The sequence below is a fragment of the Actinocrinis sp. genome, from assembly GCF_035653575.1.
Lineage (GTDB): Bacteria > Actinomycetota > Actinomycetes > Streptomycetales > Catenulisporaceae > Actinocrinis.
Genome location: NZ_DASRBQ010000177.1, coordinates 1 through 14,582 on the forward strand (window position 1 = coordinate 1; position 14,582 = coordinate 14,582).

At 69.2% G+C, this 14,582-nt stretch carries 11 protein-coding genes and 1 pseudogene; 3 read left to right on the forward strand and 9 right to left on the reverse strand.

Features of this window, described 5'->3' with window-relative positions:
- Positions 1-100: 100 nt before the first annotated feature.
- Both VFA06_RS23830 and metH read right to left on the reverse strand, forming a co-directional pair.
- On the reverse strand, positions 101-787 hold the full coding sequence (locus VFA06_RS23830) for an HAD family phosphatase (protein WP_324842934.1): 687 nt from the start codon (positions 785-787) through the stop codon (positions 101-103).
- Positions 788-882: 95 nt separating this feature from the next.
- Entirely contained in the window at positions 883-4,389 is a 3,507-nt protein-coding gene (gene metH, locus VFA06_RS23835) for a methionine synthase (RefSeq protein ID WP_324842935.1), read from the reverse strand.
- A gap of 214 nt (positions 4,390-4,603) precedes the next feature.
- On the opposite strand from metH, the pseudogene VFA06_RS23840 reads away from it, so the two are divergent.
- Positions 4,604-5,542, forward strand: a pseudogene (locus tag VFA06_RS23840) (PAC2 family protein); the annotation flags it as partial.
- 180 nt (positions 5,543-5,722) lie between these two features.
- On the opposite strand, the gene VFA06_RS23845 reads toward VFA06_RS23840, so the two are convergent.
- From VFA06_RS23845 to VFA06_RS23875, 7 genes are all read right to left on the reverse strand, one after another.
- Positions 5,723-6,145, reverse strand: a complete 423-nt coding sequence (locus tag VFA06_RS23845) for a type II toxin-antitoxin system VapC family toxin (protein WP_324842937.1) — start codon at positions 6,143-6,145, stop codon at positions 5,723-5,725.
- A 2-nt stretch (positions 6,146-6,147) separates the two neighbouring features.
- Positions 6,148-6,465, reverse strand: coding sequence for a type II toxin-antitoxin system Phd/YefM family antitoxin (locus VFA06_RS23850; RefSeq protein WP_324842938.1), 318 nt, complete (start codon positions 6,463-6,465; stop codon positions 6,148-6,150).
- A 123-nt stretch (positions 6,466-6,588) separates the two neighbouring features.
- Positions 6,589-7,845, reverse strand: a complete 1,257-nt coding sequence (gene mshC / locus VFA06_RS23855) for a cysteine--1-D-myo-inosityl 2-amino-2-deoxy-alpha-D-glucopyranoside ligase (RefSeq protein ID WP_324842939.1) — start codon at positions 7,843-7,845, stop codon at positions 6,589-6,591.
- Between the two features lie 92 nt (positions 7,846-7,937).
- Positions 7,938-8,726 carry an SCO1664 family protein gene (locus VFA06_RS23860; protein WP_324842940.1) on the reverse strand — a complete coding sequence of 263 codons (789 nt, stop codon included), beginning with the start codon at positions 8,724-8,726 and terminating at the stop codon, positions 7,938-7,940.
- The gene (locus VFA06_RS23865) at positions 8,723-9,298 is read right to left on the reverse strand and encodes a DUF3090 family protein (protein ID WP_324842941.1); all 576 of its coding nucleotides are present in this window, start codon (positions 9,296-9,298) and stop codon (positions 8,723-8,725) included. The genes VFA06_RS23860 and VFA06_RS23865 overlap by 4 nt, the downstream gene beginning before the upstream one ends.
- A 127-nt stretch (positions 9,299-9,425) precedes the next feature.
- Positions 9,426-10,130, reverse strand: a complete 705-nt coding sequence (locus VFA06_RS23870; RefSeq protein WP_324842942.1) for a histidine phosphatase family protein — start codon at positions 10,128-10,130, stop codon at positions 9,426-9,428.
- 104 nt (positions 10,131-10,234) lie between these two features.
- Complete coding sequence (locus VFA06_RS23875) at positions 10,235-11,287, reverse strand: LLM class F420-dependent oxidoreductase (RefSeq protein WP_324842943.1); 1,053 nt, start codon at positions 11,285-11,287, stop codon at positions 10,235-10,237.
- A gap of 169 nt (positions 11,288-11,456) precedes the next feature.
- Between VFA06_RS23875 and VFA06_RS23880 the strand changes: the two genes are divergently transcribed.
- Together VFA06_RS23880 and VFA06_RS23885 are read left to right on the forward strand one after the other, a co-directional pair.
- The gene (locus VFA06_RS23880; protein WP_324842944.1) at positions 11,457-12,431 is read left to right on the forward strand and encodes an aldo/keto reductase; all 975 of its coding nucleotides are present in this window, start codon (positions 11,457-11,459) and stop codon (positions 12,429-12,431) included.
- 6 nt (positions 12,432-12,437) lie between these two features.
- On the forward strand, positions 12,438-14,318 hold the full coding sequence (locus VFA06_RS23885; protein WP_324842945.1) for a helix-hairpin-helix domain-containing protein: 1,881 nt from the start codon (positions 12,438-12,440) through the stop codon (positions 14,316-14,318).
- Positions 14,319-14,582: the final 264 nt, after the last annotated feature.

Consider the following 14,582-nt stretch of genomic DNA (forward strand, 5'->3'; position numbering starts at 1 on the left):
GAGGCGGCGAGGCGGCGAGGCGGCGAGGCGGCGAGGCGGCGAGGCGGCGAGGCGGCGAGGCGGCGAGGCGGCGAGGCGGCGAGGCGGCGAGGCGGCGAGGCTATCGGACCGTGGGCGAGGACGATCCGTCAACGGCGGTGAACAGTCCGCGCAGCCGGTTCAAGTCCACCTCGGCGAGCGAGTCGGCGACCGAGATCAGCGGATGCGGATCGATGGGCGCCCCGTGCGGAATCACCAATACCGGGCAGCCCGCGGAGGCGGCCGAGCGGGAGCCGTTCGGCGAGTCCTCGAGCACCGCGCAGCGCGCGGGTTCCAGGCCGAGCCGGCGGGCGGCCGTCAGGTACGGCTCGGGGTGCGGCTTCCCATGGGTGACATCGTCCCCTGAGATGGTCAGCCGGAAGTGGTCCGCGCCGATCGAGCTGAGGCAGGCCTCCACGATGCGCCGGGAGGACGCGGTGACCAGCGCGGCCGGGATTCCCGCGGCGTCCAGCTCCGTGAAGAGCTCCTTTGCGCCGGGGACCAGGTCGATCCCGCCGCCGAGGCGCTCCACCATGGCGTCCTCGATCCGGTTGTTGAGCTGCTCGGGGGTCAGCGGGATGCCGCTGACGTCGAGCAGATATTGCACCGCCACCTCGTTCGGCTTGCCGAGCACGTTGACCCAGTGTTCCCGACCGAGCAGATAGCCGTAGTCGGCCAGGATGGAGATCTCGGTGTCGAACCAGATCGGCTCGGAGTCGATCAAGGTGCCGTCCATGTCGAACAGCACGGCCTCGGGTGGTGTCGGCACAGTTCTCTTTCCGGGTCGGTCGCGCCGGGCGGCTCCGGTCGCGGTCGCGGCGGTTTCGGCCGCGGCGGCCGGAAACCGCCCGGTGTGGTGCGGGATCAGGTGTTGAAGTACTTCGCCTCGGGGTGGTGCACCACGATGGCGTCGGTGGCCTGCTCCGGGTGCAGCTGGTACTCCTCGGAGAGGGTCACGCCTATGCGCTCGGGCTCCAGCAGCTCGACCAGCTTCGCCCGGTCCTCAAGGTTGGGGCAGGCCCCGTAGCCGAGCGAGAAACGCGCGCCGCGGTATTCGAGCTTGAGCATTCCGTCGATGGTGGCCGGGTCCTCGCCCGCGAAGCCGAGTTCAGCGCGCACTCTGGCGTGCCAGTATTCAGCGAGCGCCTCGGTCAGCTGCACCGACAGCCCGTGCAGTTCGAGGTAGTCCCGGTAGGCGTTGGCCGCGAACAGCTTTGCGGTCTCCTCGGCGATCCGCCCGCCGACTGTGACCAGCTGGAAGGCGACCACGTCGGTTTCTCCATGCGCCACGTCGACGCTGTCCTGCGGACGGAAGAAGTCGGCCAGGCACAGGTGCCGGTCGCGTCGCTGCCGCGGGAAGGTGAACCGGGTGCGCTCGGCGCCGCGCTCGTCCAGCACGATCAGGTCGTCGCCCTTGGACACGGCCGGGAAGAAGCCGTAGACGACGGCGGCTTCGAGCAGGTTGTCGGTATGCAGCCGGTCGAGCCACATCCGCAGCCGGGGACGGCCTTCGGTCCCCACCAGCTCGTTGTAAGAGGGTCCGCCATCGCCCCGGCTGCCGCGCAGGCCCCACTGCCCGAGGAAGGTCGCCCGCTCGTCGAGCCAGGAGGCGTAGTCGGCCAGCTGGATGCCCTTGACCACGCGGGTGCCCCAGAACGGCGGGATGGGGATCGGATTGTCGATCGCGACGTCGGAGCGGGCCGGTAGTTCCTCCGGCTCGGTGAGGATGGCCGAGGCTCGTGGAGCCACCCGGCGCTTGCGCAGCTCCGGCAGTGAGGCTCCGGGCGCGCCGGTCTTCACGGCGGCGACCGCGTCCATCAGCCGCAGGCCCTCGAAGGCGTCGCGGGCGTAACGCACCTCGCCCTCGTAGATCTCGGCGAGGTCCTGCTCGACGTAGGCGCGCGTGAGGGCGGCGCCGCCGAGCAGCACCGGCCAGCGGGCGGCCACGCCGCGCTGGTTCATCTCCTGCAGGTTCTCCTTCATCACCACGGTGGACTTCACCAGCAGGCCGGACATGCCGATCGCGTCGGCGCGGTGTTCCTCCGCGGCCTGCAGGATGGCGGAGATCGGCTGCTTGATGCCGATGTTGACCACCGTGTAGCCGTTGTTGGTCAGGATGATGTCGACCAGGTTCTTGCCGATGTCGTGCACGTCGCCCTTGACGGTGGCCAGCACGATGGTGGCCTTGCCGGAGGAGTCGGTCTTCTCCATGTGCGGTTCAAGGTAGGCGACGGCGTTCTTCATCACCTCGGCGGACTGGAGCACGAACGGCAGCTGCATCTGGCCGGAGCCGAACAGCTCGCCGACCGTCTTCATCCCCTCCAGCAGCACCTCGTTGACGATCGCCAGGGCCGGGCGGCCTGCCAGCGCCTCGTCGAGGTCTGCTTCGAGTCCGTTGCGCTCGCCGTCCACGATGCGCCGCTGCAGCCGCTCCTCCAGCGGCAGCGCCGCGAGTTCCTGTGCCCGAGTGGCCTTGGCCGAGGCGGTGGAGACGCCCTCGAACAGTTCCAGGAAGCGGGCCAGCGGGTCGTACCCGGGCTCGTCCGCGGTCTCCGGGCGTCGGCGGTCGTAGACGAGGTCGAGCGCGACCTCGAGCTGTTCCTGCGGGATGCGGGAGATCGGGAGGATCTTGGATGCGTGCACGATGGCCGAGTCGAGGCCGGCTTCGACGCATTCGTGCAGGAACACCGAGTTCAGCACCTGGCGGGCGGCCGGGTTAAGGCCGAAGGAGATGTTCGACAGGCCGAGTGTGGTCTGCACGTCCGGGTGGCGGCGCTTGAGTTCGCGGATCGCCTCGATCGTCTCCAGCCCGTCGCGGCGCGACTCCTCCTGGCCGGTGGCGATGGTGAAGGTGAGGCAGTCGACCAGGATGGAGGATTCCGGGATCCCCCAGTTACCGGTGAGATCCGCGATCAGCCGCTCAGCGACGGCCACCTTGTGTTCGGCGGTGCGCGCCTGGCCCTGCTCGTCGATGGTCAGCGCCACGACGGCGGCGGCGTGTTCGGCGGCCAGCGCGGCGATCTTGGCGAAGCGGGACTCGGGGCCGTCGCCGTCCTCGTAGTTGACCGAGTTGACCACGCTGCGGCCGCCGAGCAGTTCGAGACCGGCCTCGAGCACGGCGGGCTCGGTCGAGTCGAGCACGATCGGCAGCGTCGACGCGGTGGCCATCCGCCCGGCGACCTCGCGCATGTCGGCGACTCCATCGCGGCCCACGTAGTCGACGCACAGGTCGAGCATGTGCGCGCCGTCGCGGATCTGGGTGCGGGCGATCTCGACGCAGGCGTTCCAGTCCTCGGCCAGTAGCGCCTCGCGGAACGCCTTGGAGCCGTTGGCGTTCGTGCGCTCGCCGATCGCCAGGAACGAGCTGTCCTGGCGGAACGGGACGGCCTGGTAAAGCGAGGAGGCGCCCGGCTCGGGCCGGGGAGAGCGGCGCGCCAGCTCGCGACCGCGCACTCGCTCGACGACCTGGCGCAGATGCTCGGGCGTGGTGCCGCAGCAGCCGCCGACGAGGGAGAGCCCGTACTCGCGGGTGAAGGTGTCGTGCGCGTCGGCCAGTTCCGACGGGCTGAGCGGGTAGACCGAGCCGTCCTTGGTGAGAATCGGCAGTCCGGCGTTCGGCATGCAGGACAGGCCGATACGCGCCTGCTTGGCCAGGTACCGCAGGTGCTCGCTCATCTCGCTCGGCCCGGTGGCGCAGTTGAGCCCGATCAGCTCGATGCCGAGCGCTTCGAGGCTGGTCAGCGCGGCGCCGATCTCGCTGCCGAGCAACATCGTGCCCGTGGTCTCGACGGTCACCTGAGCGAAGATCGGCAGGTCGGCCCCGGCGGCCTTGAGCGCGCGGCGGGCGCCGATGATCGCGGCCTTGGTCTGCAGCAGGTCCTGGCTGGTCTCGACGAGCAGCGCGTGCACGCCGCCGGCGATCAGTCCGGCGCACTGCTGCTCGTAACCGTCACGCAGCGCCGAATAGGCCAGGTGTCCGAGGCTGGGCAGCTTGGTGCCCGGGCCGATCGAGCCGATCACCCAGCGCGGCCGGTCGGCGGTGCTGTAGCCGTCGGCCACCTCGCGGGCCAACCGCGCGCCGATTTCGGACAGCTCATAGATGCGGTGCGAAATGTCGTATTCGCCAAGCGCACTCAGGTTCCCGCCGAAGGTGTTGGTTTCCACGCAGTCCACGCCGACGGCGAAGTAAGCGTCGTGCACCGACCGGACGATGTCGGGCCGGGTGGCGTTGAGGACCTCGACACAGCCCTCAAGCCCTTCGAAGTCGTCGAGAGTCGGGTTCTGGGCGTGGAGCATCGTGCCCATCGCTCCGTCGGCGACGACGACGCGCTCGGTCAACGCGCGGCGCAGTTGCGCTGCGGTGGAAACCATGGGCAGTCCTTTCCATGCGTCGGAGCCCCCGTAGTTCGCTCATCAAGGGTAGCCGCGGGCGCGCACTCAGCGGCGAAGCGTCTCACGGGCGTAGTCTGAGAGCGGCGCGTGCCGCGTGGCGCAACGCCTGGCAGTGTGTTTGGTGTATGAGATCGTGTACTGCTGCTGCCTTGGGCGTTGGTCGCGCAGGGCCGAGAAGGACGAGGAGGCGCGGGTGATCGAGCTCGAGGAGCTGCCCGAGCTGGTCGACCCCGTGATGGTCGCGGCGTTTGAGGGGTGGAACGATGCCGCCGACGCCGCATCCAATGCGATCCGGCATCTGGCCGAGGTTCTGGACGCGGACCTGTTCGGCGCGATGGACGCCGAGGACTACTACGACTTCCAGGTAAACCGGCCGGTTCTGGCCCTGGACGACGAGGGCGACCGGGAGATCGTCTGGCCGACCACCCGGTTCTCGGTGGCCCGGGTGACGGTCGGAAACACTCGCACCGAGGCGGAGGGGGCCGAGACCGAGGCGGTCGCCGCGGTGGCCGAGGGCTCCGGTTTCCGGGATGTGGTGTTGGTGCACGGCATCGAGCCGAACATGCGCTGGCGCTCGTTCTGCGAGGAGCTGTTCGATCTCGCCCGCGACCTGGGCGTCCGCACGATCGTGTCGCTGGGCGCACTGCTGGCCGATGTGCCGCACACCAGGCCGGTGCCGGTGAGCGGTTCGTCGAGCAACGAGGATCTGCAGGGCACGCACGGCCTCGATAAGCCGACGCTGCAGGGTCCGACGGGCATCAACGGCGTGCTGCAGGAGATGGCCAGGCACGAGGAGATCGACCTGGTCTCGTTCTGGGCGGCGGTTCCGCATTATGTGGCGCAGGCGCCGTGCCCGAAGGCGACTCTGGCGCTGATCCGGCGGATCGAGGACGTGCTGGATCTGACGATTCCACTGGGTGATCTGCCGGAAGAGGCACGGGCCTGGGAAACCGGGGTGGACGAGTTGGCGGCGGAGGACTCCGAGGTCGCCGAGTATGTTCGCACTTTGGAGGAGGCGAAGGACACCGCTGAGCTGCCGGAGGCCAGCGGTGAGGCCATCGCCCGCGAGTTCGAGCGCTATCTGCGCCGCCACGAGCGCCGTCGTCGCGGCGGCACCGCGGAGGACGGGCCGGCGTAGCCGGTCCTGACCCGGTTTCCGCGGCGGCGGCCGCGCTCCGGGATTGCGCCGGCGCGGCCGGAAGAAGCGCTGTTGAGTTGAGAAACACTGCTGTGGAGCGGCCTGTGATCAGGCCGTCCGCGGCGATCGGCTCGCCTGCCCTTTGGGGCGTGCGCGGAAGGTCGGGACAGCGCGTCAGCCTTCGTACTCGAAGGGGTTGAGCAGCCGAACTCCGGTGCGCTCGAAGTCCTTCGTGTTACGCGTAACGACGGTCCAGTCGCGGGAGAGCGCCTGCGCGGCGATCAGCGCGTCGGTCTCCGGCAGCTGCTTGTGATCGGCGGTGATCCGCCCCCAGACAAGCGCGTCTTCCAGGTTCACGGGTAACAGCCGGTCTCCGAACCCGTAGTTGTCGATCAGTTCGTCGAGCCAGAGGTCGAGTCGTTGCCCGGCCTGGACATTGGTCCGCGCCCGAAGCCGCGCTCCCCGCCGGATCTCGCCGATGACGACCACGCTGAGATGGAGCCGGTGGTCCGGCACCGAAGCGAGCCACGCGAGCACGTTGCGGTTGGGGCTGGACCGTCTAACCTCGGACAGGACGTTGGTGTCGAGTACGTACATGGTCACTCTTCACCGAGGTCCAGCTCCATGAAAAACCTGACGTCCTCCTCGGAGACGTAGTTCTTGGGCCGGTCGTTCATGAGCTCGATCGTCTCGTCGTCCAGCGTCGGGCCGTTCAGCAGCCAGGACTTGAACGTCTTCTTCGGTCCGTGCGCCCCGTGCAGCCGGTTGTACTCCTCGATGTCGATCACGACCGCGATCTCCTCCCCGTGCTTGGTGACGAACTGCGGGCCGTCAGCCTGGACGGACCGGATCAGTTCGCTGAACCGCTGCTTTGCTTCCTGGATCTGCCAGTGCGCGTCCGACTTTGCGGTGGTCATCGCGAACCTCCCGGTCTCCGAGCGTCAGGTTCTACCTAGACAGACTAGACAGAACTCCATGGCGCGATCAAGAGCAAACAGCTAAGTATGACGATGTGAATATTTAGCGAGCGGATTCGGCTCTCAGAGAGCGACGCCGAGCAGGGCGTCGACGGCGCGCGAAACGAGCCCCGGAGCGCTGCTGTCGAGCTCTCCACCACTAGGTGTGTCGCCTGCGAGAACAGCATCGGCCCAGGCGTCGACCGCGGCCAGTGCCCCGGGCGTGTCCAGATCATCGGCAAGGCGCTCGCGGAGCTTCGCGAGCAGGGCGTCGGCCGAGCGTGCATCCGGCCGCGACACCGCGGCGCGCCACTTCGCCAGACGCTGCTCCGCGGCTTCCAGGTCGGCGGGGAACCACTCCCAGTCCGCGCGGTAGTGGTGGGCGAGGATCGCCAGTCGAATCGCCATCGGCTCGTGGCCGGCGGCGCGCAGCTTGGAGACGAAGACCAGGTTGCCCTTGGACTTGGACATCTTCTCGCCGTCCAGCGCCACCATGCCGGCGTGCGCGTAGACCTTGGCGAAGGGCCGCTCGCCGGTGACCACTTGCGCCTCGGCCGCGCCCATCTCGTGGTGGGGGAAGGCAAGGTCCGAACCGCCGCCTTGCACATCGATGCCGCTGCCCAGATATTTCAGGGCGATCGCCGCGCATTCGATATGCCAGCCGGGGCGACCGGCGCCGAGCGAGGTCTGCCAAGAGGGCTCACCTGGCCGCGCCGCGAGCCACAGCAGGCAGTCCAGCGGATGCCGCTTGCCCGGGCGGTCAGGGTCCCCGCCACGCTCGGCGAAGACCTTCTCCTGGAGCGCGGGATCGAGCCCTGACACAGAGCCGAAACCAGGGTCTCTGTGGACATCGAAGTACACGTCACCGTCGACGCGGTACGCCGCCCCACTCTCCAAAAGCTGCTCGACGAGTTCCACAACGAGCGGGATCGCCTCCACCGCACCGATGTACCGGTAAGGCGGCAGGATGCGCAGCGCGGTCATGTCCTCGCGGAAGAGCGCCGTTTCCCTCAGCGCGAGCACCTGCCAGTCGGCACCGTTCTTGTTAGCGCGCTCCAGCAGCGGGTCATCGATGTCGGTGACGTTCTGGACGTAACGCACTTCGTGCCCTGCGTCGCGCCACACGCGTTGCACGAGGTCGAACGCCGTGTATGTCGCGGCGTGACCGATGTGTGTGGCGTCGTAGGGCGTGATTCCACACACATAGATGCGGGCCGGGCTTCCACTCTCCGCGCTATTCGCCGGGGTGGGGATGAGCTCGCCGGTGGACGTGTCGTAAAGGCGGAGGGTATCGCCGCGTCCGGGCAGGGTCGGCGGGTTGTTCGTCGGCCAGGCATCCATGCGTTCCACTCTACGGTCAGGCCGCGATCAAGAGCGAGCCGCATCCGACCAGCCGATTATCCGCCTGGCGCCGCACGCCGCCGACGCGCGGCTCAAACGAGCGGCCACGGGATCGGCCGCCGACGACCTTCCGGACCGGGGAACCGACCTGCCGCGAGCAATGCCTCAATGCGCGCGTGGAAGGCGGCGATTTCCGGCTCGCTGAGCAGCGTCGCGAGGCGTTCCGTGAGCAAGGAGTCCGCGTGTATCCGCTTGAGTTCAGCCGTTTCCGACTCGTTCAGCGAACGGCCCGCGAAGCCCCACAACAGCGTTCGCAGCTTGTCCTCAACGTGGAACGAGACACCGTGGTCGATCGCGTAGATGTGACCATTGGCGTCAGGCAGCAGGTGGCCACCTTTACGGTCGGCGTTGTTGATTACCGCATCGAAAAGCGCGATACGGCGCAGCGCCTCGCTGTCCTGGTGAGCGAGGATCCCCTGCTCGTCGTCGTCGAGTCCGACAGTGATGATCGGGCACCAACCATCTAACGCACTTTGCTCGACGGTTGTCGGCAGGATCGCGAGCAGGCGCGTTTCGTCCTCGGTCTCTATCCAGCGCTGACACATGCCCAAGCCGTACGGGCCGTCGCGCAGCACCGTCTCCGGAACGAGGTCCCAGCCGAGTGCGCAGCTGACCTCATACGCAGCGACTTCTCGCGCGGCGAGAGTGCCCTCGGGAAAGTCCCACAGCGGGCTCTCCCCCGCGATCGGCTTGTACACGCAGGTGACGTTGGTCTGCTCGTCCCCTTCGCCGAGAACGGCTACGCAGTAGAGGGTGGCGTTCGAGGCGTCGGTGAGCCGGCCTTCGACTTTCAGCACGCCCTCACGCAGCGCGTCGGTCACGCCGCCATCCGGCGCCGGTAGCCGTTTTGGCGCGGGCACACGTGTCCCTCGGGATCGAGCGGCAGCTCGCACAGCGGGCAGGGCGGGCGACCGGCGGCGACCACGGCCTGGGCGCGGGCGGCGAAGGCTCGGGCCTGGCCGCCGGTAAGCCGGACACGCAGCACGTCGGGCGCCTCTGCGGTCTGATCATCAGACAGCGGCTCGGCCGGGTTCTCGTCCTCGGTGATGGCTCCGGCCTCGATCACGATGCGAGAGTGCGGCTCGTCCCAGGCCAGGGCCAGCGAGCCAACCCGGAACTCCTCCAGGATCGGCTGGTCGAGCGGTTCGTTGTCGGTGAGGTCCGCGGGCACGGCGGCCGGCACGCTGGTGCTGCCCCCGGTCCGCCGCACGATCTCGTCGAGCAGCTCCTCCAGCCGCTCGGCCAGCAGGGCCACCTGCTCCTTCTCCAGGCCGACCGAGGTGACCCGGGGACCGGAGCGGGCCTGCAGGAAGAAGGAACGGGAGCCGGGCTCGCCCACGGTGCCGGCTACGAACCGCTCCGGCGGGTCGTACACGAACAGATGCCTCGGCACGGTGTCAGCCTCCCTCTCACTGCCCTGTGTCTCAAGTTCACCGCGGGTCACGAAATCAAAGCCACCGCGTAAAGCGAATCGGTTTCGTGTCGCCGCATCACGTCGAGTCCGAGCCTACGCGGTCTCGTCAGGAGCCTGCACCGCCGCCCACGACGGCATCGCTATCAGCAGACAACGAGCGCGCAGAGGTACGCCTGGAGCGTCGTTTAGGCGGGATGAGGGCGGCTACGTCTCCTCCGGTGTCGTTGAGCCGAAGGACGAACGGGCGCGTAGCGGTGTACCGAATGACCGTGACCGAGCAGGGGTCTACCTGAAGGCGTTGGAACAGGTCCAGGTGCATGCCGAGTGCGTCAGCCGCGATGGCCTTGATGATGTCGCCATGGCTAACCACCGCATAGGTGGCGCGCTCGCCGAGTTGTGCATTCCAGCGACGGATTGCGGTAACTGCGCGCGCGGACATCGCGGCCATCGCTTCCCCGCCGGGAAAGACCGCGGCGGCGGGATGGGCTTGGACGGTCTTCCAGAGCGGTTCCTTGGCCAAGGTCTTCAGGTCGCGGCCGGACCAATGCCCGTAGTCGCATTCGGTGAGTTCTGCATCGAGGTGTAACGGAACGCCGGAGCGGTTCGCCATCAGCGCCTCGGCGGTTTGATGCGTACGCTCAAGCGGGCTGCTTACGACGGCGGCAAGCGGTACGGCCGCAAGGCGTGTCGCGAGGGCTTCGGCCTGGCCACGGCCGCGCTCGTCCAGCTCGATCCCTGGGGTCCGGCCGGCCAGCACCCCCGATGCATTCGCAGTCGTGCGGCCGTGCCGGATCAACAGGACAGTTGTCATCGCTCCAACGTACTCGCCGGTAGACCTCGACTCGAATCGGGTTTAACCGGGATTCGAGTTAAAGCCCCGCGTATGTCTACCGCACCGCCGCTGTGCCTTTGGAACTACGCCTCTTCCAGCCCAGCCGCACGAAGCGCGTCGAGGGACACGCGAAGGGCCTGAAGGCGCTCGTCGAGGGTGGCTGCGAAGGGCGTGACGCTCAGCGTTGTGACGCCGGCTGCCGCGTAGGCCTTCATGCGCTCGGCGATGCGTTCCGGCGTGCCGATCAGACTGGTGGCGTCGATGAACTCGAAAGGCACAGCTGCGGCTGCGTTGCGGTGCTCTCGGGCCAGGTACAGCTCCTGCACGCGCGCCGCCTCGTCCGCGAAACCCATGCGGCAGGCGAGTTGGTTGTAGAAGTTCTGCTCGCGGCTGCCCATTCCGCCGATGTACAGGGCCGCATACCAGCGGATCTGCTCGGCGGCGCGCTCCAGGTCGTCGTCGACGACGACAGGCACTGTGGGCACCACGTCGAAGCCGGTCAGGTCCTTGCCGATCTGCTTGCGGCCGGATTCGATCGCGGCCAGTTGCTCGCCCGCGTACTGCGGCGAGAAGAACACGGCAAGCCAGCCGTCGGCGATCCGGCCGGCCAGTTCGAGGTTCTTCGGGCCGACCGCGGCCAGGTAGATCGGGATGTGCTCGCGGATCGGATGGACGATCAGCTGGAGCTTCTTGCCGGGTCCGCCGGGCAGCGGGAGCTTGAAGTGCTCGCCGTCATAGGAGACCCGCTTGCGGCTGAGAGCGAGGTTGACGATGTCGACGTACTCGCGGGTGCGACCGAGCGGGGACTTGAACGCGACGCCGTGCCAGCCCTCGGAGACCTGCGGGCCGGAGACGCCAAGACCGAGGCGGAAGCGGCCGTTGGAGAGCGAGTCGAGCGTGGCGGCGGTCATCGCGGTCATCGCCGGGGTGCGGGCGGGGATCTGGAAGACGGCCGAGCCGATGTCGATGCGCTCGGTCTGCGCGGCGACCCAGGCCAGGATCGTGGCGGCGTCGGAGCCGTAGGCCTCGGCGGTCCAGCAGACCGCGTAGCCGAGCTGGTCGGCCTCGCGGGCGAGGGCCAGGTTGTCGGCGTCGTTTCCAGCGCCCCAGTATCCGAGGTTCACGCCCAGCTTCATCGCTGCTCCGCTTCTGTGACCGGTGTCGCCGCTAACCCTACCCGTCGGTAACAAGCTCGTCGAGCCGCAGGAGAGCGTGCCGCCGAACGGGCGATGGGCTCCAGATTGTCCACAGCCGAACAGGTGAGGGGCCAGCGGCGGAGCGGCCTCAGCCACTACATTCACAGCTATGGAGCAGCGACATCTGGGGCGGACCGGGCTGCGCGTGTCGCGCCTGGGTCTGGGGACGATGACCTGGGGCAGGGATACGGATGAGGCGGATGCGAGCGATCAGCTCAAAGCCTTCCTCGACGCCGGGGGCACGCTCGTGGATACTGCGGACGTCTACGCGGACGGGGAATCAGAGGCGCTACTCGGGCGGCTGATCGAGGGCATCCGCTCGGACGTGGTGATCGCGACCAAGGCTGTTTCGGTGCCGCACAGCCCGCGCCGCTTCGACGCCTCGCGGGGACATCTGCTGTCCGCGTTGGACGCGTCGCTGACGCGGCTGGGCACGGACTACGTGGATCTCTGGCAGCTGCACGCGTATGACGATCACACCCCGATCGAGGAGACGCTTTCGGCTCTGGATGCGGCGGTCGCTTCGGGCAAAGCCAGATATGTCGGTGTCTCCAACTACTCTGGTTGGCAGCTGGCGGCCGCGGCCTCGTGGCAGCGGGCCGTGCCGGGGCGGGCGCAGCTGGCCTCGGTGCAGATGGAGTACTCGCTGTTGCAACGCGGCGTGGAGCGGGAGGTCGCCCCGGCGGCGTTCGCGCTTGGGATCGGGCTGTTGCCCTGGTCGCCGCTCGGGCGGGGCGTGCTGACCGGCAAGTACCGGACCGGGATTCCCTCGGATTCGCGAGGGGCCTCGGATCGGTATGGCGGCTTCGTCGAGCCTTATCTGGACGGGCCCGCGCGCCGGATCGTCGACGCGGTGGCCACGGCCTCGGACGGGCTCGGGGTCGCGCCGGTGGAAGTCGCGCTGGCGTGGGTACGCGACCGGCCCGGGGTGACCGCGCCGATCGTGGGCGCGCGCACCGCGGCGCAGCTGCGCGGGGCGTTGGCGGCGGAGGAGCTGACGCTGCCTCAGACGATCCGCGAGGCGTTGGACGACGTGTCGGCGCCGCAGCTCGGTTATCCGGACCACGGTTGGAACAGAGGGTAGGGCGCGATGGATGAGGGGGGCCGGCAGGCCGAAACGGAGCGGAAGGACGCGGCCGCAGCAGAGCGGAACGGCGCGACCGTGGCCGCAGTGGAGCGGACCGGCACAACCGCAGCCGAGCGGAACGGCGCGGCGGAGGCGACGGCGACGGCGGGCGAGCCTGGTCGACTCACGGCCTGGCTCTCCGCCGCGGGCGCACCCGAAGCGATGATCGGACGAATCGTCGACGCTCTCGGTGACGGCGCGGCGGAGCAGATCGCGGCCGATCCCTGGGGTGTGCTCGAGGTGCCGGGGATCGCCCCGTCCGCAGCCGACGCGCTGGCCCGGACCGTGGTGGAGAACGCGCAGCCGGACGACCCGCGGCGTACCCGAGCGCTGATCTCGTGGCTGCTGCGGCGGGCCGCCGCGGTGGGCGGGCACACGGTGCAGGGTGCCGACACGGTGGCTGAGGCGCTGGGCAAGCTCGGCGTCACGGACGCGACGGGCGCTATCGCCGACGCCATCGAGAACGGTGCCGCACTCGCGTTCGCGGAGCCGGTCTCTCTGTCCGAGGACGCCGACGAGGAGGAGATCGAGGACTTCGAGCGGCTGGACGCCGAAGACGACGACGATCCGGTCTCGATGTTGACCAGCGGTCATACGCTGCTGGCGGTCGAACGCTGGGCCTTCGCCGAGCAGGCCGCGGCGGAGGCGGCGCAACGGCTGGCGGCCACTCCGGAGGCAGTCGAGTCGAAGCAGGGTTCGGAGTCGGTCGACGCGCTGATCGCCGCGGTCGTCGAGCACGGATTGACGTTGGTGACCGGCGCGAGCGCGCAGCGGGTGGCCGATCTTGCCGAGTCCTTCTCCTCCGCTGAGTTGGCCAGTCCTTCCGCCGCCGGGCTGCGAACCCTCGTCGCCGCGGGGGCTGACCCGGTCGACGCGCGGGCGCTGGCGGAGGATCCGGCGCGGGTCGGCGCGGCCGACGTGCTGGTAATCGCGGACGCGCAGCTGCTCGGGCTGGAAGCCGGCGCGGCGCTTCTCGAGGCGACCCGGGACGGCGCGCACGTGGTGCTGTCCGGCGACCCGGCGACGCTGCAATCAACCGGCCCGGGACTGTTCTTCCGCGATCTGCTGGAGACCGAGGATCCGGGGTTCGGCGGGCGGCTGCCGCGAGTGGAGCTGAAGCAGCGGCCGACCGGTCCGCTCAGTGCCCTCACCGATGCGGTACGGCACGGCGGGCTGCCCCCGCAGGAACTGTTGCAAGGTCCGGACGGCACGTCAAAGGAAGTGGTGATCGTGCCGGTGCGCGAGGCCGGCGAGGCGGTGCACCGCGCGGTCCAGGTGGCGGCGGACTCGATTCCGCGCGCCTTCGGGCTAAGTGGGCATCAGGTGCAGGTGGTCGCAGTGGACACCGACTCACCGGCTGGAGCGGCGGCGCTGAACGCGGCACTGAAGGCGCGCTTCAACCCGGGCCCGGGTGTGTGTGGCGGTTTCGATACCGGTGATCGGGTGGTGGTGAGCACGCCGCTGTCGGAACACGGGCTGTTCGGCGGCGAGACCGGGACGGTCCGCGCGGCGGATGCCGAGGGCCTGTCGATCGAGTGGGATGCGCCGCATGGTGCAGGCAGCGAGTCCGCGGGCACGGTCACCGCAGCGCAAGTGCGGGCTCTGCGACACGCGTGGGCGCTGACCGTAGCCGAGGCGCAGGGTGGGCGATGGCCGGCGGTGGTCGCGGTGTTCGACGGAGACTCGGCGCCGAAGCTGACCCGGGCGTTGACGCTCGGTGCGATAACGCTGGCCACGCAGCATCTGACGGTGGTGCACGGAGCGGGGCGCGCACTGGCCGACGCGGTGGAGAAGATCCCGGACCGCGCGCGCCGTACGCGGCTCAAGCACGCGCTGCGGGATTGACGACTGTCGGCGGGCTGCAGACCGTGGACAGCGCGGTCGGGCCAAGAGACGACCAGGGCGGCGCCGGGCGGTCGGACCAGGAGGTGACCGGAGCATCCGACCAGTCGGGCCAAGAGGCGACCAGGGCGGCGCCGGGCGGTCGGGCCAGGAGGCGACCGGGGCGGCGCCGAGTGGCCAGAACGGAAGGGCGGCGGGGAAGACTAGGGCGGTCAGGCCGGGAGGTGCGGGCGGCGCCGGGCGGCCGGAGCGGAAGGGTGAGGGGGG

Bases quoted from the DNA above. Each gene is read 5' to 3' on its own strand.
- metH (WP_324842935.1), bottom strand. From the start codon at position 4,389: ATGGTTTCCACCGCAGCGCAACTGCGCCGCGCGTTGACCGAGCGCGTC.
- VFA06_RS23845 (WP_324842937.1), bottom strand. From the start codon at position 6,145: ATGTACGTACTCGACACCAACGTCCTGTCCGAGGTTAGACGGTCCAGC.
- VFA06_RS23850 (WP_324842938.1), bottom strand. From the start codon at position 6,465: ATGACCACCGCAAAGTCGGACGCGCACTGGCAGATCCAGGAAGCAAAG.
- mshC (WP_324842939.1), bottom strand. From the start codon at position 7,845: ATGGATGCCTGGCCGACGAACAACCCGCCGACCCTGCCCGGACGCGGC.
- VFA06_RS23870 (WP_324842942.1), bottom strand. From the start codon at position 10,130: ATGACAACTGTCCTGTTGATCCGGCACGGCCGCACGACTGCGAATGCA.
- VFA06_RS23875 (WP_324842943.1), bottom strand. From the start codon at position 11,287: ATGAAGCTGGGCGTGAACCTCGGATACTGGGGCGCTGGAAACGACGCC.
- VFA06_RS23880 (WP_324842944.1), top strand. From the start codon at position 11,457: ATGGAGCAGCGACATCTGGGGCGGACCGGGCTGCGCGTGTCGCGCCTG.
- VFA06_RS23885 (WP_324842945.1), top strand. From the start codon at position 12,438: ATGGATGAGGGGGGCCGGCAGGCCGAAACGGAGCGGAAGGACGCGGCC.